The sequence below is a fragment of the Pseudomonas sp. lyk4-R2A-8 genome, from assembly GCF_030209095.1.
In the GTDB taxonomy this organism is placed as follows: Bacteria; Pseudomonadota; Gammaproteobacteria; order Pseudomonadales; family Pseudomonadaceae; genus Aquipseudomonas; species Aquipseudomonas quebecensis.
In genome coordinates, this window is the sequence record NZ_JARVSS010000028.1 from 1 (window position 1) to 22,133 (window position 22,133).

Sequence of the window (22,133 nt, forward strand, 5' to 3'; positions counted from 1 at the left end):
GGCTTGCCCCCTCCCACAGCTGACCGAGTTGTCATGTCGATCACTGATCAATGTGGGAGGGGGCTTGCCCCCGATGGCGGTTTAGCGAGTGATCCCAGATTCAAAGTGTAACGACCACATCCTGCTCCAACACCACCCGCTGCTCTCCCGCATCCAGCCGCACCCACGCGCCCATCGGCAGGGTCAGGTTCGGATCGCAATGCCCACTGCGCCAGCCGGCCAGCACCGGAATGCACAACGGTTCAAATGTCTGTTTGAGCAGGCGCTGCAGCGCGACGTTATCCACTCCCGCCACGTCCCCGACCAGCACCCCAGCTACCTGAGCCAACTTGCCCGCCAGGCGCAAATGCGTGAGCAGACGATCGATGCGATAGATCGGCTCGTTGACGTCCTCGATAAACAGGATGATGCCTTGCGCATCGATTTCGTAAGGCGTACCCATCACCGCCGCAATCATCGACAGGTTGCCTCCCAGCAGACGCCCACAGGCAATGCCGGGCTCAAGAGTGGTCAGCGGGTAGGCCACGGGGTGCGTCAGCACGCTGCCAGCGCCCAGTTGCCCACGCAGCAGGCTGAACAGTGAGGATTCGGTAGGTTGCTGCTTGTCGCCGAGCAGGTCGGCATTGAGCATCGGCCCGTGAAAGGTCACGAAGCCCGCGTAGCGATTGATAGCCAGGTGCAGGGCGGTAATGTCGCTATAGCCGACAAATGGCTTGGGATTGGCGCGCAGAAGGTCGAAGTCCAAACAGTCCAACAGCCGTGGCGTGCCGTAGCCGCCCCGCAGGCAGAAGATCGCATCGATTTCAGGGTCGGCGAAAGCGGCGTGCAGGTCACGCAAGCGCACCTCATCGCTGCCGGCAAGGTAGCCGTCGCGTTCATACACCCCAGGAAAAATTTGCAGACCATAGCCGCGGGTGCGCATCCATTGGCCGGCCTTTTCAACATCCAGCGCGGCGGGGCCGGCAGGTGCAATCAGGGCGATGGTGCCTTCGGAACGAAGGGCTGGAACGGCAATGGTCATACACAACTCTCCCTGGTTAACGCAGTACGAATGTGGGAGAGGGCTTGCCCCGATAGCGGTGGATCAGCCAGCACAGGAGTGACTGACCTACCGCTATCGGGGGCAAGCCCCCTCCCACATAAGCCCCTCCCACTCCGGATCTAAACTCCGATCAGGAGATCAGGCTTGCCTTGACCAGCTTGGCCTGCTCGTCAGCGTGGTACGAAGAACGTACCAGCGGGCCCGATGCCACGTTCTTGAAGCCCATCTTGTAGCCTTCCTCGGCGAACCAGGCGAAGGTGTCCGGGTGCACAAAACGCTGTACCGGCAAGTGATTGCGCGACGGCTGCAGGTACTGACCCAGGGTCAGCATGTCGATGTCGTGTTCGCGCATGCGCTGCATGACTTCGATCACTTCCTCGTCGGTCTCGCCCAACCCCAGCATCAGGCCGGATTTGGTCGGGATGTGCGGCATCATCTGCTTGAATTTTTGCAGCAGGGTCAGCGACCACTGGTAGTCCGAACCCGGACGCGCAGCCTTGTACAGGCGCGGCACGGTTTCCAGGTTGTGGTTGAACACATCCGGTGGCTCGGCGGCGGTGATTTCCAGCGCCACGTCCATACGGCCCCGGTAATCCGGCACCAGGGTTTCGAGCACAACGTTGGGCGACAGCTTGCGGATTTCTCGGATGCAGTCGGCAAAGTGCTGGGCACCGCCGTCACGCAGATCGTCGCGGTCTACCGAGGTGATCACCACGTATTTGAGTTTAAGGTCGGCGATGGCGATGGCCAGGCTTTGCGGCTCGTTGACGTCCAGCGGCTTCGGCCGGCCGTGGCCGACGTCGCAGAATGGGCAGCGACGGGTGCAGATGTCACCCATGATCATGAAGGTGGCGGTGCCGCCGGAGAAGCACTCGCCCAGGTTCGGGCAGGAGGCCTCTTCGCACACGCTGTGCAACTTGTGTTTGCGCAGCAGGGCCTTGATACGGTCGACTTCCGGCGAGACCGGGATGCGCACGCGGATCCAGTCGGGCTTTTTCGGCAGTTCGGTGGTCGGAATGATCTTCACCGGGATGCGTGCAACCTTCTCGGCGCCGCGCAGCTTGACACCGGCTTCCACCTTGGCACGCGGGGCCGGGGCCGGACGCTCGGTAACGTCCAGCGTCGGGATCATGGTTTGCACTGCATCAGTAGTCATAATCAGTCGATTCCGCCCGTGAGGGTCGTCTGCTCAGCATAGTCGAGGTGTTTGACGAGCTGCGCACGCAGCCGGGCACTTACCTCGGCAAATTTAATCGGTGTGACGTGCTCGCTCAGTTGTGTCATCGCCAACCCGGCATAACCGCACGGGTTGATGCGTCGGAACGGTGCCAGGTCCATGTCCACGTTCAGGGCCAGGCCATGAAAGGAACAGCCGTGGCGGATCCGCAGCCCCAGGGAGGCGATTTTCGCACCGTCCACATACACCCCCGGAGCATCCGGCTTGGCGGCGGCGGTCACGCCATAACTGGCCAGCAGCTCGATCAGGCAAGCCTCGATGCGGCTGACCAGATCACGCACACCAAACCCCAGCTTGCGCACGTCCAACAACAGGTAAGCGACAAGCTGACCGGGCCCATGGTAAGTCACTTGGCCACCTCGGTCGACCTGCACCACCGGAATATCCCCCGGCAGCAACAGGTGTTCGGCCTTGCCGGCCTGGCCCTGGGTAAATACCGGCGGGTGCTCCACCAGCCAGACCTCATCCGGTGCCGACGTGCCGCGCTCGTTGGTGAAGCGCTGCATGGCATGCCACACGGGCTCGTAGGCCATCTGGCCGAGCTCGCGAAAGCCCAGGACCTGCGGCATCACAACACCATGTGTACGAAGCCGGTGGCCCGCAGTTCACTGTTGATGTTGTAGAGCTGGTCCTGATCCGTCGCCACGATGTGCAACTGGATCGTGGTGTATTTACCGTTGGTACTGGAGCGTTCGTCCACACGGTTGTCGTTGATCGTGGCGTGTTTACGCACGATGTCGAGGATCTTGTCTTTGTTGCCAACACCGGTATCGCTGATCACCTTGACGGGATAATCCGTCACCGGGAACTCGATCTTGGGCGCCTTTACTTCTTTATCGGTCATGGCAGAACAGCCTCGTAAGCGGTAAGCCGTGGCCACGGCAAAGCCCCGCGTCTTATCAACGCGGGGCTTTGCAGGTGCACACAATCAGTTGAACAAGCCGTAGAAGAATAGACGGATGCTATCCCACACGCGGCGGAAGATACCACCTTCGTCGACGGCGTCCAGCGCGATCAGGTCGGCGCTGTGCACCACCTTGTCGTCCAGTTTCACTTCGACTTTACCGATCACGTCGCCCTTGGCGATCGGCGCAACCAATTGCGGGTTCATGGTCATGCTGGCAGCGAGCTTTTTCAGCTGGCCTTTAGGCATGGTCAGGGTCAGGTCTTCGGCCAGGCCGGCCTTGACCTGGGAGGTCGCGCCTTTCCACACCGGCGCGGTCGCCAGCTCAGCACCCTTCTGGTAGAAGGTCTGGGTTTCGAAGAAACGGAAGCCATAGGTCAGCAGTTTCTGTGTCTCGGCCGCACGGGCCTGTTCGCTGTTGGTACCGAACACCACGGCGATCAGGCGCTGGCCGTCACGTACCGCCGAGGACACCATGCAGTAGCCGGCTTCTTCGGTGTGGCCGGTTTTCAGACCGTCGACGGTCTTGTCACGCCACAGCAGCAGGTTGCGGTTAGGCTGCTTGATGTTGTTCCAGAAGAACTCCTTCTGGGAGTAGATCGCGTAGTGCACCGGGTCGACGCGGATGATCGCGCGCGCCAGGATCGCCATGTCATGAGCCGACGAGTAGTGCTCTGGGTTCGGCAGGCCGGTCGGGTTCATGAAGTGGCTGTTGGTCATGCCCAGGTCGGCCACGGTTTTGTTCATCATGTCAGCGAACGCGTCTTCGCTGCCGGCGATATGCTCGGCCAGGGCGACGCTGGCGTCGTTGCCGGACTGGATGATGATGCCGTGCAGCAGGTCGCTCACGGTGACCTGCGAGCCCACCTTGATGAACATCCGCGAACCGCCGGTACGCCAGGCGTTTTCGCTGACGGTCACCGGATCGTTTTCGCCGATCTGGCCGCGACGGATTTCCAGGGTCGCGATATAGGCAGTCATCAGCTTGGTCAGGCTGGCCGGCGGCAGGCGCTGGTCACCGTTGTTCTCGACCAGCACGTTGCCGCTGGCGGCGTCCATGAGCACCCAGGCCTTGGCGGCCAGTTGCGGTGAAGCCGGCACCATTTCAACCGCCCAGGCGGCCGGGGTGATGATCAGCGAGATAAGCAGGCACGTGCGTTTGGCTAAGGTGGTGATGTTCATCCGTCTCTCGAAATTGCTTATGGAAACTTGCCCTCGCGGGCAAAACTTATTCAGACAGCCCGCTACCAGACTGTCGCGTGTTCGGTTGCCCGCTCACCCCTTGCTCCCGGGTTTTTATTGTTCAAACGAGCCAACAACCAGGGCCCAGGCCCGCGTACGCGCCTGAACCATCAATCCATTACTGCTTACTCGGCGGTGACCAGGCTTGGTTGCCCCAGGTTGGCCAGACGCACGCTGTTCTGCACTTGTGCAACCTCGCTCGGCGAGCCGATCGGGCCCATTCGCACGCGGTGCAGGGTCTGCTGGTTGCGCACGATAGAGCTGATGAACACCGGCGCATTGACCATGCTGCTGAGCTTGGACCTTAACAGTTCCGCCGCATCCGGGTTGGCAAAAGCGCCGACCTGCAGGTATTGCCCGCCCGCCAGAGAGGCACCCGGCGCGGCCTGAGGCACGGCCACGGTGTCCGGGGCATGCTGTTGCGGCGGCGGCGTCCACTGTTCGACCTTGCCCGCCGACGCGGTGATCTGCGGTTGCGGGGTCTGCGGCTCGTTGAGCATCAACGGCGCCGGCTTGCCGCGCTGGGCCCAGTACTGCGCGGGGTCGATGCCTTCGACCTTGACCCGCGCGGTGCCGGTTTCGGCGTAGCCGAGCTTTTTGGCGGCGGCGTAGGACAAGTCGATGATGCGATCCGAATAGAACGGCCCACGGTCATTGACCCGCAGGATCACCGTGCGGTGGTTGTCCAGGTTGGTCACGCGTACATAGCTTGGCAACGGCAGGGTCTTGTGGGCTGCGCTCATGCCGTACAGGTCATACACTTCGCCATTGGCGGTGTTCTGGCCATGGAACTTGGTGCCGTACCAGGACGCCGTGCCGGACTGCACGTAGGTCTTGGAGTCCTGCAGCGGAAAGTAGGTCTTGCCCAGCACTGTGTAAGGGTTGGCCTTGTAGGCACCGGTGTGCAGGGTCGGTGTGGCGTCGGGAATCTTCGACACATCCACATCCCACCACGGCGCACCGTCTTTGTGCGCGCGGTTGATGTCCAGGCCAGGCTGAGACCGGACAACAGTGCCGCCGGACTTCTGCGCCGGACCGCGACTGGTGGAGGTGGAACAGCTGACAACCAGCAAGGACAACGCGGTGAACGCCACCAGCTTGAGCGGTTTATTGAACGGCGATGCCCGCATTACTTGTTGCCCCGTGCTTGGACCAGCATGTCTGACAGCTGATGCACGGCCATGGCGTACATCACACTGCGGTTATAACGCGTGATTGCGTAGAAATTCTTCAGGCCCATCCAGTATTCAGGGCCGTTTTCGCCTTCCAGGCGAAACGCCGTTACCGGCATGTCGTCGTGGGGCGCATTCTGACTCGACCAACCCAGCGCCCGCAACTCCCCGACGGTCCTGGCCGGCTCGATGCCCTGGGTCAGGCCCTCGTCGGCGCGCTCCCCGCTGACGTCCGCCCGCACCACCACCGGTTCGCCGGCAACCCAGCCGTGGCGCTTGAAGTAGCTGGCCACGCTGCCGATGGCATCGTCGGGGTTGCTCCAGATATTGATGTGGCCGTCGTTGTCGAAATCCACCGCGTACGCGCGAAAGCTGCTCGGCATGAATTGCGGCAAGCCCATCGCGCCGGCATACGAGCCCTTGAGCGTCAGCGGGTCGACTTGCTCTTCGCGGGCCAGCAGCAGGAATTCGCGCAGCTCCTTGCGGAAGAACTCGGCACGCGGCGGGTAATCGAAGCCCAGGGTCGACAACGCGTCGACCACCCGGTAGCTGCCGGTATTACGCCCGTAAAAGGTCTCGATGCCGATGATCGACACAATCACCTGGGCCGGCACACCGTATTCCTGCTCGGCGCGGGCCAGGGCGGCTTCATGCTGGCGCCAGAAGTCCACGCCACGGGCCACGCGGGCATCGGTGAGGAACATCGGGCGATAGTCCTTCCATTGCTTCACACGTTCGGCGGGGCGGGAGATGGCGTCGAGGATCGCCTGCTTGCGCTGGGCTTCGCGGAACACGCCCATCAGTTGCTCACCGGCGAAACCATAGTCGCGGGTCATTTCACCGACAAATTCGGCGACCTGAGGTGAACCATCGTAGTCACCGGCCAGCGTCTCCTGCGTTGCCCCCAGCAGCCCAATCAGGCCCATCCAGGACGCATGCCGAGTCGCCCAGCCGCGCATTACTTGCATTGACATCTTCACCTTATTCAAACCTGTGCGATCCACTTGCGATGCGTATGAATCGACATCAAAACCCCAAACGCTGACATCAACGTCACCAGCGAAGTTCCGCCGTAGCTAATGAACGGCAACGGCACCCCAACCACCGGCAGCAGGCCACTGACCATACCGATGTTGACGAAAACGTAAACAAAAAACGTCATGGTCAAACTGCCTGCGAGCAATTTGCCGAACAGCGTCTGCGCCTGGGCGGTAATCACCAGGCCGCGACCGATCAACAGCAAATAGATCAGCAGCAAGGCGCAGATCCCCACCAGGCCGAACTCTTCGCCTAACACGGCGATGATGAAGTCGGTGTGGCTCTCGGGCAAGAAATCCAAGTGCGACTGGGTGCCCAACAGCCAGCCCTTGCCAAACACCCCACCCGAACCGATTGCCGCCTTGGACTGGATGATGTTCCAGCCGGTGCCCAGCGGGTCGCTTTCCGGATCGAGGAACGTGAGGATCCGCTGCTTCTGGTAGTCATGCATAAAGAAAAACCACATCGCCACCGCCACCGGCACCGCGGCAGCCAGCACGCTGAGAATCCAGCGCCAGCGCAGCCCGCCCATGAACAGCACGAACGCACCGCCGGCCAGGATCAGCAGCGAAGTACCGAGATCGGGCTGGCGCACAATCAGGATAAAGGGCACGCCGATCAGGATCAGGCTGATGCCTACGTGCTTGAGCTGCGGCGGCAACGTGCGCTTGGACAGGTACCAGGCGATAGTGGCCGGCATCAGGATCTTCATGAATTCCGACGGCTGGAAGCGAATCACCCCTGGAATGTTGATCCAGCGCGTGGCGCCCATGGCGTTATGGCCCATCACGTCCACCACCACCAGCAACAACACGCCGACCACATAGCCCAGCGGCACCCAGCGCGCCATGAAGCGCGGCTCCAGCTGGGCGATCACCACCATCGACAACAGGCCCAGGCCGAACGACGACGCTTGCTTGATCAGCAGGTCCCAGTTCTTGCCACTGGCCGAATACAGCACAAACAGACTGCCGGCCGCCAGCGTCAGCAGCAGGATCAGCAACGGACCATCGATGTGCATGCGCTGCAGCAACGTCGCGCGGCGACGCATCACATCCTCGCTGGAGAGGATGCGGTCAAAATTACTCTTCACTGGCCGTAACCTCGGTGGTTGAAGGGGGGCCGCCATATTCAGGCTTGAGCCTGCCGTCCTCGGCCAGCAGCCAGGCGTCCATCACCTGGCGCACCACAGGCGCGGCGACGCCGGAACCGGACTCGCCGTTCTCGACCATCACCGCCACCACGATTTTCGGGTCGTCGGCCGGCGCGAAGCCGACAAACAACGCGTGGTCGCGGTGGCGTTCCTGGACCTTGGAACGGTCGTATTTCTCGCCCTGCTTGATCGCCACCACCTGGGCGGTACCGCTCTTGCCGGCAATGCGGTATTGCGCGCCGATCGCTGCCTTGCGCGCCGTACCGCGCGCGCCGTGCATCACCTGCTGCATGCCGTGGTTGACCTTGGTCCAGTCCGATGGGTCGCGCAGCACAATGTCCGGGATCGGGTTCTCATCCACCGGCTTTTCGCCTTCGATGGTCCTGGCCAGGTGCGGACGGTTCCACACGCCTTTGTTGGCCACCAGCGCGGTAGCCTGGGCCAGTTGCAACGGCGTCGCCTGCATGTAGCCCTGACCGATCCCCAGGATCAGGGTTTCGCCCGGGAACCACGCCTGGCGGCGCGTCGCGCGCTTCCACTCCCGCGACGGCATCAGGCCTGGGGACTCTTCGAACATGTCCAGGGAGACTTTCTGCCCGAGGCCGAACTTGCCCATGTAGGCCGACAGACGATCGATGCCCAGCTTGTGGGCCAGGTCATAAAAATAGGTGTCGTTGGAGCGCATGATCGCGGTGTCCAGGTCGACATAGCCGTCACCGGTACGGTTCCAGTTACGGTACTTGTGATCGTAATTGGGCAACATGTAGTAACCGGGGTCGTATACCCGACTGGAAGCGGTCACCACACCGGCGTCCAGACCTGCAATCGCCACCGCCGGCTTGATCGTCGAACCCGGCGGATACAGGCCACGCAGCACCCGGTTGAACAGCGGCCGATCGATGGAATCGCGTAGCTCGGCGTAGGCCTTGAAGCTGATACCGGTCACGAACAGGTTGGGGTCGAAGCTGGGCTGGCTGACCATGGCCAGCACTTCGCCCGTCTTCGGGTCCAGCGCCACCACGGCGCCACGCCGGCCACCCAGGGCCATCTCGGCGGCTTCCTGCAGCTTGATGTCCAGGCTCAGCACGATGTCCTTGCCCGGCACCGGGTCGGTCCGCTTGAGCACCCGCAACACGCGGCCGCGCGCGTTGGTCTCGACTTCTTCGTAACCCACCTGGCCGTGCAGCTCGGGTTCGTAGAAACGCTCGATGCCGGTCTTGCCGATATGGTGGGTGCCGCTGTAATTGACGGGGTCGAGGGTTTTCAGCTCTTTCTCGTTGATGCGCCCCATATAGCCGACGGAGTGAGCAAAGTGCGGCCCCTGCGGGTAGTGCCGCACCAACTGCGCCACCACTTCCACGCCCGGCAGGCGGAACTGGTTCACCGCAATGCGTGCGATCTGCTCTTCGGTCAGCTCGAACAGAATCGGCACCGGCTCGAACGGTCGGCGCCCCTGCCTCATGCGTTTCTCGAAGATCACCCGGTCTTCCGGGGTCAGCTGCAGGACCTCGACAATGACGTCGAGCACTTGCTGCCAGTCGCCGGAACGCTCGCGGGTCATGCTGAGGCTGAAGCTGGGCCGGTTATCCGCCACCACTACGCCATTGCGGTCGAAAATCAGCCCACGGGTCGGCGGAATCGGCTGCACATGCACACGGTTGTTTTCCGACAGCGTGGAGTGATAGTCGTACTGGATCACCTGCAGGAAATACAGGCGCGCAATCAGTACACCGATCAGCGTCACCACCATGATCGCGCCAAACACCACGCGCGCACGTACCAGACGTGCGTCTTTCTCATGGTCCTTGATGCGGATCGGCTGAGTCATCGGGAGGGGCGCAGACTATTTGTGATAAGGGTGCCCGGACAGAACTGTCCAGGCGCGATACAGCTGTTCACCGATCAGGATCCTTACCAACGGGTGCGGCAGCGTCAGTGCCGACAGCGACCAGCGCTGGTCCGCCCGCGCGCAGACTTCCGGCGCCAGCCCTTCCGGGCCACCGACCATGAAATTGACGGTGCGCGAGTCCAGGCGCCAGCGGTCCAATTCCACCGCCAACTGCTCGGTGCTCCAGGGCTTGCCGTGCACTTCCAGGGTGACGATGCGCTCGTTGGGGCCGACCTTGGCCAGCATGGCTTCGCCTTCCTGACGAATAAAGCGCGCCACGTCGGCATTCTTGCCCCGGGTGTTGAGCGGTATCTCCACCAGCTCCAGCGACAGCTCGGCGGGCAGACGCTTGGCATACTCATGCCAGCCTTCTTCCACCCACTTGGGCATGCGTGAACCGACAGCAATCAGACGCAGGCGCACAGCCGTTCCTTATTCCTGGTCTTTGTTGAGCTTGTCGAAGTGAGCGTGGCCCACTTCAGGGCTGTGGTGCTTGCCATCGGCGGCACGGCTTTGCTCGGCGCCTTTCCACAGACGCTCCAGGTCGTAGAACTGGCGGGCGTTGGACGTCATCATGTGGACGATCACGTCGTCCATGTCCAACAGCACCCAGTCGCTGTCGCCCTTGCCTTCTTCACCCAACGGCTTGACGCCCTGGGCTTTGACGGCTTCGCGCACCTTGTCCAGCATCGCGCCGATCTGGCGGTTGGAGGTACCGGTGGCGATGATCATGTAGTCGGTGATGCTCTGCTTATCGCGCACGTCCAGCACCTGGATGTCCTGGGCCTTCACATCTTCCAGGGCCGCCACGGCGACTTTTACCAGCTCTTCGCCGGCCAGTTCCGGACCGGTGTGGGCTTCTACCGGCAGAGGGGCGCTTTTGAAAGTGCCTTTGCGCTTAACTTTGCTTACGTCTTTGTTGGTCATATAAAACTCGTTTTGCTCGTATGTTCGGGCGCTCGCTGTACGACGTTTCGTACGTTCAAGCGCGCCTTTTCAGTTCGACGCACGGTAAAGCCCGTGCGCATCGATGTAGGCCAGGACCGCGTCAGGCACCAGGAACCGTACCGACTTCCCGCTGGCCAGCAGTTGACGGATCTGGGTGGCGGACACCGCAAGCGGGGTCTGCCAGACGAATGCAATATTCCCGTTCGGCCCGGTCAGGGCCAAGGGGTCACTTACCGACCGCGCGGCCAGCAGGTTGCGCAAGGCATCCGGCGGTTCGCTGTCGGCATCCGGGCGTTGCAGAACCAGGATGTGGCAATGCTGGAGGAGATCCTCCCAGCGATGCCAAGAGGGCAGGCCGCAAAATGCGTCCCAGCCCAAAAGCAGAAACAACTGGTCGTCCGCGGCCAGTTCGGCGCGCATCAGTTCCAGGGTGTCGACCGTGTAAGACGGTTTATCGCGCTTGAGTTCGCGGTCGTCCACCACCAACGGTGCAATGCCTTCCACCGCCAGACGCACCATTTCCAGACGCTGCTGGGGCGACACTTGCGGCGTGTCGCGATGGGGCGGCCGGAAATTGGGGATCAGGCGCAGTTCATCCAGCGCCAGCGCGTCCGCCACCTCCAGCGCACTGCGCAGGTGGCCGATGTGCACAGGGTCGAAGGTACCGCCGAGCAGCCCGATACGCTTAGCCATCAAGTGCGCACATGCCCATCGCCGAACACCACATACTTCTCGCTGGTCAGACCTTCGAGGCCCACCGGGCCGCGAGCATGGAGCTTGTCGGTGGAAATGCCGATCTCCGCGCCCAGGCCGTACTCGAAGCCGTCGGCAAAACGCGTCGAGGCGTTGACCATCACCGAAGCGGAGTCCACTTCATTAAGGAACCGGCGCGCATCGCTGAAATGCTCGGACACGATTGCGTCGGTGTGCTTGGAGCCATAGGTATTGATGTGTTCGATGGCCTGGTCCAGGTCGTCGACGATGCGGATCGACAGGATCGGCGCCGTGTATTCGGTGTACCAGTCCTGCTCGGTGGCTTCGATCACGTCGGCGCCCAGCAGCGCGCGGGTGCGCTCGCAACCACGCAGCTCCACGCCCTTGTCACGGTAGATGGCCGCCAGCGCTGGCAGCACGCGCTCGGCAATGCCGGCGTGCACCAGCAGGGTTTCCATGGTGTTGCACGGCGCGTAGCGATGGGTCTTGGCGTTGTCGGCGATGCGGATCGCCTTGTCGATATCGGCCGCGATGTCGATGTACACGTGGCAGACGCCATCCAGGTGCTTGATCACTGGCACCTTGGCATCGCGGCTCACGCGCTCGATCAGGCTCTTGCCACCGCGCGGCACGATGACGTCGACGAACTCCGGCATGGTGATCAAGGCACCGACGGCGGCGCGGTCGGTGGTTTCCACCACTTGCACCACTTCGGCCGGCAACTCGGCCACGGCCAGGCCCTGCTGGATGCACGCGGCGATGGCACGGTTGGAATGGATGGCCTCGGAACCGCCACGCAGGATGGTGGCGTTACCGGACTTGAGGCACAGGCTCGCGGCGTCGATGGTCACGTTCGGGCGCGACTCATAGATGATGCCGATCACGCCCAGGGGCACGCGCATCTTGCCGACCTGAATACCGGACGGCATGTAACGCATATCGCGGATTTCACCGATGGGGTCAGGCAGCTTGGCTACCTGACGCAGGCCTTCGATCATGTCGTCGATGCGCGCCGGGGTCAGCGCCAGGCGGTCCAGCAGAGCCGGCTCCAGACCATTGGCACGGCCGTTGGCCAGGTCCAGTTCGTTGGCGGCGGCCAGCTCGGAGCGCGAGGCATCCAGAGCGTCGGCGGCGGCCAGCAGGGCGCGATTTTTCTGCGCAGTGCTCGCACGGGCGATCAACCGCGACGCCTGGCGGGCAGCGCGACCCAGGCGGGTCATGTAGTCAAGAACGGACTCAGTCATGGTCGGGGAGTCTTGGCAAAGAGGAAAGCGGCAGATTATAGCCGTGACGCCGCCCGACTGACAGCGGTGAGGGGCGGATGGTCGAAATGAACTGTAAAAACATCGCCTTCAGCGGTAATTAAGGCGGGAGTTGTTATTATTCCGTCACATTTAGCCGCAATAACCCTTGGTGCCATGTCCCGCTTTGCCCCCGAACTCCCCGCCAGCGCCCTGCCCGACAGCTTCTTCGACCGCGATGCGCAATTGCTCGCGCGTGAATTGCTCGGGAAAGTCATCCGCCATCGCGTCGGCGACATCTGGCTTTCGGCGCGAATAATCGAAACCGAGGCGTATTACGCCGCTGAAAAAGGCAGCCATTCTTCACTCGGCTACACAGAAAAGCGTAAGGCTTTGTTTCTGGATGGCGGGCATATCTATATGTATTACGCACGCGGTGGCGACTCCCTGAACTTCAGCGCCCAGGGCCCCGGCAACGCGGTGCTGATCAAATCGGCCTACCCGTGGGTCGATGAGGTGTCCGGCCCGGACAGCCTGGCGCAGATGCTGCTCAATAATCCGGACGCCAAGGGCTTGCCGCGTCCTTCGCACACGCTGTGCGCCGGCCAGACACTGTTATGCAAGGCGCTGGGGTTGAAGGTGCCGATGTGGGATGCCAAACGGTTTGACCAGGAGCGCCTCTATGTCGAAGACGTCGGCCAGACCCCGACGCAGATCATCCAGACCACCCGCCTGGGCATCCCCAGCGGCCGCGATGAACACCTGATGTACCGCTTCGTCGATGCTGGCTATGCGCCTTATTGCACGCGGAACCCGCTGCGCCGAGGCCAGGTCGAAGGCCGCGACTATTTTTTGCTGTGAATTCCCACGAACACCGATGGAGTGGATTGTATGGGCCAATGGCTCGATAGCATTACCGGCTGGCTGACCGTCAACCCGCAGTGGCTGGCCGTGGCGGTGTTTATCGTCGCGTGCGTGGAATGCCTGGCGATTGCCGGGTTGATCGTGCCCGGTACGGTGCTGCTGTTCGCCATTGCCGCGCTGGCCGGCAGCGGCGCGTTGTCCTTGAGCGAGACATTGCTGCTGGGCTTCCTCGGCGGCTTGCTTGGCGACGGGGTTTCCTACTACCTGGGCCGACACTTTCACCAGAACATTCGGCGCCTGCCCGGCTTGCGCCAACATCCCGAGTGGATGAACGGCGCAGAAACCTACTTTCACAAGTACGGCATCGCCAGCTTGCTGGTCGGACGCTTCATCGGCCCGCTGCGGCCCATGCTGCCGATGGTGGCAGGCATGTGCGACATGCCGTTCCCGCGCTTCGCCGGGGTCAGCATTCTGGCGGCGGCGGGTTGGTCGGTGGCTTACCTGCTGCCCGGCTGGGCGACGGGTGCCGCGTTCCGCTTGCCGTTGCCCGAAGGGTTCTGGCCCGAGGCGGCGGTGGTCGCGGGGTGCCTTGCCGTAGTGATCGGGCTGAGCCTGAACAGCAGCCTGCGCGGCCATCGTCGCGCCACTTTATGGATAGGCGGCGCCAGCCTGACGTTGTTGATCGCACTGTTTATCGGCTATCGCTCGCTGGATAATTTTGACCACGGCCTCAGCGCCCTGGTGCAGGAGCACCGCAGCCCTTGGCTGGATGAGGTGATGGTGCGGATCACCCAACTGGGTGAGTTCAAGAAGATGTTTTTCGCCAGTGCCGTATTTACCGGCCTGTTGTTACTGGCGCGGCAATGGCGCCATGCACTGTTTGTCGGTGCCACGCTGGCGGGGTCGGCCCTTATCAATACCGGGAGCAAACTGTTTTTCGCCCGAGGCCGTCCGGAAATCCTCACAGACCCGCTGACCAGTTTCAGTATGCCCAGCGGCCACGCGTCCGGCGCATTCGCGTTCTTCCTGGCGTTGGCGGTACTGGCCGGTCGCGGCCAGCCCACGCGGCTGCGCCTGACCTGGATGCTGCTGGGCTGTATTCCCGCAGCGTTTATCGCGTTGTCACGGGTTTACCTCGGTGCCCATTGGCCCACGGACATCCTTGCCGGCACATTACTGGCAATGACGGTGTGCGCGTTCTGCCTGGGGCTCAGCGAATATCGCCGCCCGCTGCCCGCCATGCCGCAAAAAACCTGGTGGCTGCTGCTGCCGGCACTGGCGGCGGTGATGGGTTTTATCGCGCTGGTCGGTACTTCGCATGCCCTGCTGCGCTACGCCTATTAAGTGAACAGCTCGCCCTGCAGTTCGTCGAGCAGCGCCTGGATCATATCCAGACGCTCCTGCGGGCTGTCCATGGTCAGGAGCCTGACCTTGTCGTCATCCGTGAACGGCAGCAAATACGCCAACTGATTGGCCAACGCTTGTTGGCCAACAGCGTTGGTGTCCATGTCCAATGACGCGACCATCGGGTGTTCGGCCAGGGCCTGCAGCAAGGCCAGCAGGTCTTCATCCTCTTCTTCCAGAGCTTTGTCCGGTTGCTCATCCAGCCAGTGCACCTCACCCAACAGCAACTGGTCTTTCTGCACAGTGACGTCATACACGCGAAAACGTCGCCCTCCTTCAACGCGAATGCCCAGCAGGCCGTTATCCTGCTGTTTGAAGTCGCGGATCAACGCTTCACAACCGACCACCGCGTGAGCGTCGGTAATATGGCCGGCCTCGGTTTTTCCAAGGATGCACACCACGCCGAAGCTTTCGTCCTTTTTCATACAGCGCCCGATCATGTCGAGGTAGCGCGCCTCGAAGATCTGCAGATCGAGCGTGCAGCCAGGAAACAGCACGGTATTGAGTGGAAACAGCGCCAGACTCATAAAGCGTTCCTTAAACCCGGTTTAAACAATGACCGACACGGCCAGCGGCAGGAACACCGCCGTGGCCACGCCCATCAAACTCATGGCCAGCGCCGCGAAGGCGCCGCACTCTTCGCTTTCCTGCAAGGCCACCGAGGTACCGACCGCATGGGCAGTCATGCCCAGGGCCATGCCGCGCGCCTCGGCACTGTGCACGCCCAGGCGCGACAATAACGCCGGGCCGACCATGGCGCCAACCACGCCGGTGATCAGCACAAACACCGCCGCCAGCGCCGCCACGCCGCCAATCTGCTCGGCCACCAGCATGGCGATCGGTGACGTCACCGACTTGGGCGCCATGGTCATCAGCACCATGTGTTCGGCGCCGAACCACCAGCCCAGCAGGACACACAAGCCGGTGGCCAGCACCCCGCCTATCACCAGCGTAGTAAAAATCGGCCAGAACAATTGGCGAATCCGCCGCAGGTTCAGGTACAGCGGCACTGCCAGGGCCACCGTCGCCGGGCCCAGCAGGATGCCCATGATCTCGGTGCTTTTGCGGTACTCGGCGTAGTCCAGGCCACAGCTGAGCAGCACGCCGATCACCAGCAGCATGGACACCAGTACCGGCTGCAGGAAGATCCAGCGGGTTTTCTCGAAGCCCGCCAGCACCAACTGATAGGCACCCAGGGTGATGCCGATGCCGAACAAGGGATGGTGGATCACTGCTGTCCACGCGCCGTGCCAGTCGAAGATCATTGGCCCTCCTCCTCATGGGCATGGCGCCTGACCAGGCGCTGCATCATCACGCCGATCACGGCCATGGCAATCACCAGCGACAACACCAGGGCGCCGACGATCGCCCAGAAGTCAGCGGCGATATCCCTGGCGTACACCATCACTCCGACCGCCGGCGGTACCAGCAGCAACGGCAGGTAGCGCAACAGGCTGCCGGCGGCCAGGCTCAGGGGCTCACCCACTTCGCCGCGCCACACCAGAAAGCCGAGCATCAACAGCAGGCCAATGATGGGCCCCGGCAGAACCGGCAGCAGCAAATGATTGAGCGCCGTGCCGATCAGTTGAAACAGCACCAGCCACGTCAGGCCACGTAACAGCATCCGTCCTCTCCCCTTCAAAACACGTTCGCATTATAAGCACGCCGGCTCTATGCCCAGGCATTCGCCATCAGCATGGTGGGTTGACCGAGTCGATTGCCCATGATGATCTACATTGGTTCTCTGTCACCCATAAAAGCCCCGCCGCCACTGGATGAACGCATGCCTGTGCCGGGAGAAAAATCGATGAACCCAGGAGAGACGCAATGCCCTATGTACCCGTAGCGCAGCTCAAAGATTATGTCGGCAAGGAACTGGGATGTTCCGAATGGCTCACCATCGACCAGGACCGTATCAACCTGTTCGCAGAAGCCACCGGCGATTATCAATTCATCCATATCGACCCGGTCAAGGCCGCGCAGACTCCGTTCGGCAGCACCATCGCCCACGGCTTCCTGTCGCTGTCGCTGATGCCTAAATTGATGGAAGACATCCTCATTGCGCCCGAAGGCCTGAAAATGGCGGTCAACTACGGCCTGGACAGTGTGCGCTTCATCCAGCCGGTGAAAGTCGATTCGAAGGTGCGACTGAGCGTCAAGCTCACCGACGTCACTGAAAAAAAACCTGGCCAATGGCTGCTCAAGGCCACCGCCACCCTGGAAATTGAAGGCCAGGAAAAACCCGCTTACATCGCCGAGTCGCTGTCGCTCTACTTCGTGTAGGACTTTCCCTGCGGCGAGGCCCCCACACTCGTCGCAGGGTATGTAAATTTATGTATGAAACGCGCAGCTGCGGCATACTCGGCGCTCAATTATCCGGATCCCGCTATGCGCCCACTCGCCCCACTTGCCCTTGCCCTGTTGCTCACCGCTTGCGGAGACGGCGAATCGCTGTTGCCGCCTGACGCACGCCTGCCCGATGGTGGCCGCTACCGGGGCGACGTGGTCAATGGCTTGCTGCAAGGCCAGGGCCGTGTGGATTACCCCAATGGCAGCTGGTACGCCGGCACGTTCGACAAGGGCCAGTGGCATGGCCAGGGCGAATGGCACGGCAGCAATGGCGAAGTCTATAAAGGCGAGTTCCGGCAGGGTCTGTTCGAAGGCCAGGGCAGCCTGACCACCGCCGGCAGCCAGTACGTGGGCGGTTTCAAGAACGGTCGACGGCATGGCGAAGGCACCCTCAAAGAGGGGCAGATGACCTATCGCGGCGAATTCAAGGATGACCAGTATTCCGGCCTCGGGCGCCTTGAGCTGGCCGACGGCAGCCAGTACCAGGGCCAGTTCGCCCATGGCAAGCCCAATGGCGAAGGCCAGCGCAACGACGACAGTGGCAACCAGTTCAGCGGCCACTTCGTCGACGGCCAGCTGGAGGGCAACGGCATCTTCAACAGCGCCGATGGCGACATTTATGTCGGCCAGTTCAAACAGAACCAGCTCAATGGCAAGGGCCGCTACGAAAACGCCGACGGCGATGTGTGGATCGGTCAGTTCAAGGAAGGATCGCTGACCGGTAAGGGCGAATTGATCGGGGTGGACGGCAGCCATTACGTCGGCCAGTTCGCCGACTGGCGCTTCAGTGGCGAAGGCCGTCTGAACCTTACCGACGGCAGCTTCTATGTGGGCGGCTTCGACAGCGACAACTATCAGGGGCAAGGCACCCTCGTGCTCGCCGACGGCAGCGTACAGGCAGGCACCTGGGTCAACGGCATGCGCGTAAGGGACGCCGACGGCCGGCTGTTGCCCGACCCACTGGAAACAGGCGTACTGGCCCAGGGCCGGTTACTCGATGCCGCCCTCGCCGCCGTGCCGACCTCCACGCCGGCCGTGGAGCTGTATAGCCTGGTGCTGGCCGGCGACGGTAAACAAAGCGTATTCCTGCGCGAGGCCGATTACGTCAGCAATCTGCTGGCAAGCCGCTTTGGCGCGCGCGGGCAGATTCGCCTGGTCAACCACCGCGATCACATCACCGACCGCCCCCTGGCCACGCGCGAGAGCCTGCGCCGCGCCGTGCAGACCCTGGCCGAGCGCACCGGGCCGGAAGACCTGGTGTTTATCTACCTGACCAGCCACGGCACCCATGAACACGAATTGGTGCTGGACCAGCCGCGCATGGAATTGGCCGACCTGCCCGCCGATGAACTGGCAATCGTCATGGCCCCTTTGAAAAACCGCGACAAGGTCATCGTGATTTCCGCCTGCTACTCCGGCGGCTTCATCCCGGCCCTTAAAGACAAGCGCACCCTGATCATGACCGCCTCTCGGGCTGATCGGGTGTCCTTCGGCTGTTCTGAAGAAGCCGACTTCACCTACTTCGGCGATGCGCTCTTCGCCCAGGCCTTCAACCAGACCGACGATTTGCAGCAAGCCTTCAAGCTGGCCCAGGTGCACGTGAGCGAACGCGAACAGGCGGACAATTTCGAAGCGTCCGAACCACAGATCTGGGCCCCCAAAGGCGTGATCGCTCACTGGCAACTCTTACGCAAGCAGCAGGCACGAAAGGCGCTGGAAAGCGTCTCAATGAATAGCAAGGAAGCCAAAGGCAACTAAGCTGAACCGTGTAACAAGGGGGAAACACCATGTACTTGACGCCTCAGCATATTTTGCTTGCCGGAGCCAGCGGCCTTACCGGCGAACACCTGCTCGATCGCCTGCTCAACGAACCCACCGTCACTCGCGTACTCGCGCCCAGCCGCAAACCATTGGCCGAACATCCGCGCCTGGAAAACCCAGTGGGCGACCCGGCGGTATTCCTGCCGCAGCTCAGCGGGCAGGTGGACATTGCTTTCTGCTGCCTGGGCACCACCATCAAACAAGCAGGCTCCGAAGAAGCGTTCCGCGCGGTGGACCTGGATATGGTGGTGGCCTTCGCCAAACGTGCGCGGGAAATGGGCGCGCGGCACCTGATCGTGATCAGCGCGATCGGCGCCGATCCGAAGTCTTCGATCTTCTACAACCGTGTCAAAGGCGAAATGGAGCAGGCGCTCAAAGCTCAGGACTGGCCGCAACTGACCATCGTGCGCCCGTCGTTGCTGCTGGGCGAACGTCTCAAACCACGCCTGGCCGAACAACTGGCCGGCCCGTTGTCACGCCTGATTCCGGGTAAATACCACGGCATCGAAGTGTGCGAGCTGGCCCGCGCCATGTGGCGCCTGGCGCTGGAAGAACAGGACGGAGTGCGGGTGGTGGAGTCGGACGAGCTGCGCAAGCTCGGTAAATGAGCCCAAATGTGGGAGGGGGCTTGCCCCCGATGGCGGCGTGTCCACCGACCTATAACCCCAGGCTAAAGCCCGCCCGTGGCGTTGAACCCAACCCCCAGCACCGTCAGCACTGACAGTGGCAACAGCAAGGTGTCGAGCACTGCACTGGCCGGCAGGTCGACGCCGGGATAGCTCGGTGCTTCGGCGCCAAACCGGTCTTTGGCGCAGCAGCCGCCATTCATTGCGTATAAATCCAACCGCGTGCCGGCGTACACCACCGGCGCGCCCGGTTGCGCGGCGTCCAGCGTGCGAGCGGTGGCGCAGCCGGCCAGGTGCAACGCCATCAGCACCAGCAGCGCCCTATTCATCGCTGCTCAAATGATGCTCGCCCCAACGGGGCAGCATGTCCTGGGGGATATTCAACAGATTGAGAATGCGCGCCACCACGAAGTCCACCAAGTCGTCGATGGTTTGCGGCTGGTGATAAAACCCCGGCGACGCCGGCAGGATCGTCACGCCCATGTTCGACAACTTGAGCATGTGCTCCAGGTGAATGCTCGAATAGGGTGCTTCTCGCGGCACCAGGATCAGTTGGCGGCGCTCTTTCAAGGTCACGTCCGCCGCACGTTCGATCAGGTTGTTGCAGGCCCCGGTAGCAATTGCCGACAAGGTGCCGGTGGAACACGGCACCACCACCATCGCCGCCGGCGCACCGGAGCCGGAGGCCACCGGCGACATCCAGTCTTCCTTACCGTAGACCTTGATCTGCCCCGCCGCCGCCCCGGTGTACTCGGTCAGGAAGGCTTGCATTAATTGCACCTTGGCGGGCAGTGCCACATCGGTCTCGGTGGCCAATACCAATTGCGCGGCCTTGGAGATCAAAAAGTGCACCTCGCGATCCTCGCGCACCAGGCAATCGAGCAGGCGCAAGCCATAGGGCGCGCCCGACGCGCCGGTCATCGCCAGCGTGACGCGTTCCGGGCCGCTCATTTGAGCGCCTCGGCCAGTTTGCCGTGCAGGCCGCCGAAGCCGCCGTTGCTCATCACCACCACATGGGTGCCCGGCGTCGCCTTTTGTTTGACGAACGCGATGATGCCTTCGATGGAATCGCACACCTGCGAAGGCACCGTGCACTGTGCGGCAATGGCCGGCAGGTCCCAGCCGAGGTTGGCCGGGGCGTACCACACGGCCTGATCGGCATCGTTGACGCTCTCCGGCAAACCGTCGCGGTGCGCGCCGAGCTTCATGGAGTTGGAACGTGGCTCGACAATCGCAATGATCGGCGCCGTACCGACCTGTTTGCGCAGCCCGTCAAGCGTGGTGGCGATAGCGGTTGGGTGGTGGGCAAAATCGTCATAGATCGTAATCCCGTTCACGTCGGCGACTTTTTCCATGCGCCGCTTGACGCTCTTGAACGCGCTCAACGCCGCAATGCCCATCGCCGGCACTACGCCCACATGCCGTGCCGCCGCCAGAGTGACCAGCGCGTTGGCGACGTTATGCTGGCCGGTCATGCCCCACTCGACAATGCCCTGGGACTCGCCCTCGAACAGCACTTCGAAGCGAGAGCCGTCGTCACTGAGCAACTTGACCTGCCACTGCCCGCCGACACCGGTGGTTTGTACCGGGGTCCAGCAGCCCATATCGATCACTCGCTGCAGAGCCGGTTCGGTGGTCGGGTGGATCACCAGGCCCTCGCTTGGGATAGTACGGACCAAATGGTGGAACTGCCGCTCGATGTCCGCCAGGTCGGGGAAGATATCCGCGTGATCGAATTCCAAATTGTTCAAAATCGCCGTGCGCGGACGGTAGTGCACGAACTTGGAACGCTTGTCGAAGAAAGCGCTGTCGTATTCATCCGCCTCGATCACAAAGAACGGCGTATCACCCAGGCGCGCTGACACCGAAAAGTTCTGCGGCACGCCGCCGATCAGAAAGCCCGGGCTCATGCCTGCGTGCTCCAGGACCCAGGCCAGCATGCTGCTGGTGGTGGTCTTGCCATGGGTGCCGGCGACCGCCAACACCCAGCGCCCCTGCAGCACATGGTCGGCCAGCCACTGCGGGCCGGACACGTACGGCAAGCCTTTGTTGAGAACGTACTCGACCGCCGGGTTGCCACGGGACATGGCATTGCCAATCACCACCAGATCCGGCGCCGGGTCGAACTGCTCCGGGTCGTAGCCTTGGGTCAACGCAATGCCCTGGGCTTGCAGTTGCGTACTCATGGGTGGGTAAACATTGGCATCGGAACCCGTGACATGATGGCCCAACTCTTTGGCCAGAACCGCCATCGAGCCCATGAACGTGCCGCAAATACCGAGAATATGAATGTGCATAGTCGACCTCGTAAAACATCGAGGCAGGTTAGCGCAGGGAGGGGGAAATCGCACTCTTTATGCGGCCCAAGGCCAGGCGAAGCAGACCTGCGCCTGGCCTTGGGTATCTTTCACGCGACGGTTGAAGTACCGGCTTTATTTTGGTTCTTCACGGATTGCCGGGAAAGACGCTCTTGATCTTCATGAAAAAGAA

24 protein-coding genes are annotated in these 22,133 nt (G+C 62.1%); 5 read left to right on the top strand and 19 right to left on the bottom strand.

Annotated elements, in window-relative coordinates; genetic code table 11:
* Positions 1-100 precede the first annotated feature (100 nt).
* The 13 genes from QRN10_RS21720 to QRN10_RS21780 all read right to left on the bottom strand — a co-directional run bounded on the left by QRN10_RS21720 (position 101) and on the right by QRN10_RS21780 (position 12,582).
* Entirely contained in the window at positions 101-1,021 is a 921-nt protein-coding gene (locus QRN10_RS21720) for a S66 peptidase family protein (protein ID WP_253509549.1), read from the bottom strand.
* Between the two features lie 151 nt (positions 1,022-1,172).
* Positions 1,173-2,174 (bottom strand): lipoyl synthase, encoded by a 1,002-nt coding sequence (gene lipA, locus QRN10_RS21725; protein WP_253511933.1) that lies wholly within the window; start codon positions 2,172-2,174, stop codon positions 1,173-1,175.
* A gap of 26 nt (positions 2,175-2,200) precedes the next feature.
* Positions 2,201-2,848 (bottom strand): lipoyl(octanoyl) transferase LipB, encoded by a 648-nt coding sequence (gene lipB / locus QRN10_RS21730; protein WP_253509550.1) that lies wholly within the window; start codon positions 2,846-2,848, stop codon positions 2,201-2,203.
* Positions 2,848-3,123: a DUF493 domain-containing protein gene (locus QRN10_RS21735; protein ID WP_034100910.1), complete on the bottom strand. Its 276-nt coding sequence runs from the start codon at positions 3,121-3,123 to the stop codon at positions 2,848-2,850. The genes lipB and QRN10_RS21735 overlap by 1 nt, the downstream gene beginning before the upstream one ends.
* 84 nt (positions 3,124-3,207) lie before the next feature.
* Positions 3,208-4,365, bottom strand: a complete 1,158-nt coding sequence (locus QRN10_RS21740) for a D-alanyl-D-alanine carboxypeptidase family protein (protein ID WP_181079840.1) — start codon at positions 4,363-4,365, stop codon at positions 3,208-3,210.
* 185 nt (positions 4,366-4,550) lie between these two features.
* Entirely contained in the window at positions 4,551-5,555 is a 1,005-nt protein-coding gene (locus QRN10_RS21745) for a septal ring lytic transglycosylase RlpA family protein (protein WP_181079841.1), read from the bottom strand.
* Positions 5,555-6,565 carry a lytic murein transglycosylase B gene (gene mltB, locus QRN10_RS21750; RefSeq protein ID WP_253509551.1) on the bottom strand — a complete coding sequence of 337 codons (1,011 nt, stop codon included), beginning with the start codon at positions 6,563-6,565 and terminating at the stop codon, positions 5,555-5,557. The genes QRN10_RS21745 and mltB overlap by 1 nt, the downstream gene beginning before the upstream one ends.
* 17 nt (positions 6,566-6,582) lie before the next feature.
* Positions 6,583-7,686 (bottom strand): rod shape-determining protein RodA, encoded by a 1,104-nt coding sequence (rodA, locus tag QRN10_RS21755; RefSeq protein WP_181079879.1) that lies wholly within the window; start codon positions 7,684-7,686, stop codon positions 6,583-6,585.
* A gap of 31 nt (positions 7,687-7,717) precedes the next feature.
* Positions 7,718-9,616, bottom strand: a complete 1,899-nt coding sequence (gene mrdA / locus QRN10_RS21760) for a penicillin-binding protein 2 (RefSeq protein ID WP_181079843.1) — start codon at positions 9,614-9,616, stop codon at positions 7,718-7,720.
* 15 nt (positions 9,617-9,631) lie between these two features.
* Complete coding sequence (gene rlmH, locus QRN10_RS21765; protein WP_003176297.1) at positions 9,632-10,099, bottom strand: 23S rRNA (pseudouridine(1915)-N(3))-methyltransferase RlmH; 468 nt, start codon at positions 10,097-10,099, stop codon at positions 9,632-9,634.
* A 9-nt stretch (positions 10,100-10,108) separates the two neighbouring features.
* Complete coding sequence (gene rsfS, locus QRN10_RS21770; protein ID WP_010206793.1) at positions 10,109-10,603, bottom strand: ribosome silencing factor; 495 nt, start codon at positions 10,601-10,603, stop codon at positions 10,109-10,111.
* 69 nt (positions 10,604-10,672) lie between these two features.
* Positions 10,673-11,317, bottom strand: a complete 645-nt coding sequence (gene nadD, locus QRN10_RS21775; protein ID WP_034115210.1) for a nicotinate-nucleotide adenylyltransferase — start codon at positions 11,315-11,317, stop codon at positions 10,673-10,675.
* Positions 11,317-12,582 (bottom strand): glutamate-5-semialdehyde dehydrogenase, encoded by a 1,266-nt coding sequence (locus QRN10_RS21780; RefSeq protein WP_285429120.1) that lies wholly within the window; start codon positions 12,580-12,582, stop codon positions 11,317-11,319. The genes nadD and QRN10_RS21780 overlap by 1 nt, the downstream gene beginning before the upstream one ends.
* 174 nt (positions 12,583-12,756) lie before the next feature.
* Here QRN10_RS21780 and QRN10_RS21785 point away from each other — a divergent pair, with 174 nt between their 5' ends.
* Both QRN10_RS21785 and QRN10_RS21790 read left to right on the top strand, forming a co-directional pair.
* Positions 12,757-13,440, top strand: coding sequence for a DNA-3-methyladenine glycosylase (locus QRN10_RS21785; RefSeq protein ID WP_253509553.1), 684 nt, complete (start codon positions 12,757-12,759; stop codon positions 13,438-13,440).
* Positions 13,441-13,470: 30 nt separating this feature from the next.
* Complete coding sequence (locus tag QRN10_RS21790) at positions 13,471-14,787, top strand: bifunctional DedA family/phosphatase PAP2 family protein (protein WP_253509554.1); 1,317 nt, start codon at positions 13,471-13,473, stop codon at positions 14,785-14,787.
* Here the strand turns inward: QRN10_RS21790 and QRN10_RS21795 are convergent.
* From QRN10_RS21795 to QRN10_RS21805, 3 genes are read right to left on the bottom strand one after another with little or no spacing between them, the layout of a single operon-like run.
* Positions 14,784-15,374, bottom strand: a complete 591-nt coding sequence (locus QRN10_RS21795) for an LON peptidase substrate-binding domain-containing protein (RefSeq protein WP_285429122.1) — start codon at positions 15,372-15,374, stop codon at positions 14,784-14,786. The two genes, QRN10_RS21790 and QRN10_RS21795, sit on opposite strands and share 4 nt — an antisense overlap.
* 21 nt (positions 15,375-15,395) lie before the next feature.
* A complete protein-coding gene (locus QRN10_RS21800) occupies positions 15,396-16,112 on the bottom strand; it encodes an LrgB family protein (protein ID WP_181079848.1) in 717 nt (238 codons plus the stop codon).
* On the bottom strand, positions 16,109-16,471 hold the full coding sequence (locus QRN10_RS21805; RefSeq protein WP_181079849.1) for a CidA/LrgA family protein: 363 nt from the start codon (positions 16,469-16,471) through the stop codon (positions 16,109-16,111). Before QRN10_RS21805 ends, QRN10_RS21800 begins: the two co-directional genes overlap by 4 nt.
* 203 nt (positions 16,472-16,674) lie before the next feature.
* Here QRN10_RS21805 and QRN10_RS21810 point away from each other — a divergent pair, with 203 nt between their 5' ends.
* The 3 genes from QRN10_RS21810 (at position 16,675) to QRN10_RS21820 (ending at position 19,625) form a co-directional block, all read left to right on the top strand.
* The gene (locus tag QRN10_RS21810; protein WP_285429123.1) at positions 16,675-17,130 is read left to right on the top strand and encodes a MaoC family dehydratase; all 456 of its coding nucleotides are present in this window, start codon (positions 16,675-16,677) and stop codon (positions 17,128-17,130) included.
* 105 nt (positions 17,131-17,235) lie between these two features.
* Complete coding sequence (locus tag QRN10_RS21815; protein WP_285429124.1) at positions 17,236-18,954, top strand: C13 family peptidase; 1,719 nt, start codon at positions 17,236-17,238, stop codon at positions 18,952-18,954.
* Between the two features lie 29 nt (positions 18,955-18,983).
* Positions 18,984-19,625, top strand: coding sequence for an oxidoreductase (locus QRN10_RS21820; RefSeq protein ID WP_181079852.1), 642 nt, complete (start codon positions 18,984-18,986; stop codon positions 19,623-19,625).
* 62 nt (positions 19,626-19,687) lie between these two features.
* On the opposite strand, the gene QRN10_RS21825 is transcribed toward QRN10_RS21820, so the two are convergent.
* From QRN10_RS21825 to mpl, 3 genes are read right to left on the bottom strand one after another with little or no spacing between them, the layout of a single operon-like run.
* A complete protein-coding gene (locus tag QRN10_RS21825; RefSeq protein ID WP_285429125.1) occupies positions 19,688-19,972 on the bottom strand; it encodes a YceK/YidQ family lipoprotein in 285 nt (94 codons plus the stop codon).
* Positions 19,965-20,594 (bottom strand): flavin prenyltransferase UbiX, encoded by a 630-nt coding sequence (ubiX, locus tag QRN10_RS21830; protein ID WP_181079854.1) that lies wholly within the window; start codon positions 20,592-20,594, stop codon positions 19,965-19,967. The genes QRN10_RS21825 and ubiX overlap by 8 nt, the downstream gene beginning before the upstream one ends.
* Positions 20,591-21,940, bottom strand: coding sequence for a UDP-N-acetylmuramate:L-alanyl-gamma-D-glutamyl-meso-diaminopimelate ligase (mpl, locus tag QRN10_RS21835; RefSeq protein ID WP_285429126.1), 1,350 nt, complete (start codon positions 21,938-21,940; stop codon positions 20,591-20,593). The genes ubiX and mpl overlap by 4 nt, the downstream gene beginning before the upstream one ends.
* Positions 21,941-22,133 lie beyond the last annotated feature (193 nt).

Bases quoted from the DNA above. Each gene is read 5' to 3' on its own strand.
- QRN10_RS21800 (WP_181079848.1), bottom strand. From the start codon at position 16,112: ATGATCTTCGACTGGCACGGCGCGTGGACAGCAGTGATCCACCATCCC.
- QRN10_RS21790 (WP_253509554.1), top strand. From the start codon at position 13,471: ATGGGCCAATGGCTCGATAGCATTACCGGCTGGCTGACCGTCAACCCG.
- mpl (WP_285429126.1), bottom strand. From the start codon at position 21,940: ATGCACATTCATATTCTCGGTATTTGCGGCACGTTCATGGGCTCGATG.
- rsfS (WP_010206793.1), bottom strand. From the start codon at position 10,603: ATGACCAACAAAGACGTAAGCAAAGTTAAGCGCAAAGGCACTTTCAAA.
- ubiX (WP_181079854.1), bottom strand. From the start codon at position 20,594: ATGAGCGGCCCGGAACGCGTCACGCTGGCGATGACCGGCGCGTCGGGC.
- QRN10_RS21780 (WP_285429120.1), bottom strand. From the start codon at position 12,582: ATGACTGAGTCCGTTCTTGACTACATGACCCGCCTGGGTCGCGCTGCC.
- mrdA (WP_181079843.1), bottom strand. From the start codon at position 9,616: ATGACTCAGCCGATCCGCATCAAGGACCATGAGAAAGACGCACGTCTG.
- QRN10_RS21740 (WP_181079840.1), bottom strand. From the start codon at position 4,365: ATGAACATCACCACCTTAGCCAAACGCACGTGCCTGCTTATCTCGCTG.
- mltB (WP_253509551.1), bottom strand. From the start codon at position 6,565: ATGCAAGTAATGCGCGGCTGGGCGACTCGGCATGCGTCCTGGATGGGC.
- lipB (WP_253509550.1), bottom strand. From the start codon at position 2,848: ATGCCGCAGGTCCTGGGCTTTCGCGAGCTCGGCCAGATGGCCTACGAG.
- QRN10_RS21745 (WP_181079841.1), bottom strand. From the start codon at position 5,555: ATGCGGGCATCGCCGTTCAATAAACCGCTCAAGCTGGTGGCGTTCACC.
- QRN10_RS21810 (WP_285429123.1), top strand. From the start codon at position 16,675: ATGCCCTATGTACCCGTAGCGCAGCTCAAAGATTATGTCGGCAAGGAA.
- QRN10_RS21785 (WP_253509553.1), top strand. From the start codon at position 12,757: ATGTCCCGCTTTGCCCCCGAACTCCCCGCCAGCGCCCTGCCCGACAGC.
- QRN10_RS21815 (WP_285429124.1), top strand. From the start codon at position 17,236: ATGCGCCCACTCGCCCCACTTGCCCTTGCCCTGTTGCTCACCGCTTGC.
- QRN10_RS21795 (WP_285429122.1), bottom strand. From the start codon at position 15,374: ATGAGTCTGGCGCTGTTTCCACTCAATACCGTGCTGTTTCCTGGCTGC.
- QRN10_RS21720 (WP_253509549.1), bottom strand. From the start codon at position 1,021: ATGACCATTGCCGTTCCAGCCCTTCGTTCCGAAGGCACCATCGCCCTG.
- QRN10_RS21805 (WP_181079849.1), bottom strand. From the start codon at position 16,471: ATGCTGTTACGTGGCCTGACGTGGCTGGTGCTGTTTCAACTGATCGGC.
- nadD (WP_034115210.1), bottom strand. From the start codon at position 11,317: ATGGCTAAGCGTATCGGGCTGCTCGGCGGTACCTTCGACCCTGTGCAC.
- lipA (WP_253511933.1), bottom strand. From the start codon at position 2,174: ATGATCCCGACGCTGGACGTTACCGAGCGTCCGGCCCCGGCCCCGCGT.
- QRN10_RS21820 (WP_181079852.1), top strand. From the start codon at position 18,984: ATGTACTTGACGCCTCAGCATATTTTGCTTGCCGGAGCCAGCGGCCTT.
- rodA (WP_181079879.1), bottom strand. From the start codon at position 7,686: ATGCGTCGCCGCGCGACGTTGCTGCAGCGCATGCACATCGATGGTCCG.
- QRN10_RS21825 (WP_285429125.1), bottom strand. From the start codon at position 19,972: ATGAATAGGGCGCTGCTGGTGCTGATGGCGTTGCACCTGGCCGGCTGC.
- QRN10_RS21735 (WP_034100910.1), bottom strand. From the start codon at position 3,123: ATGACCGATAAAGAAGTAAAGGCGCCCAAGATCGAGTTCCCGGTGACG.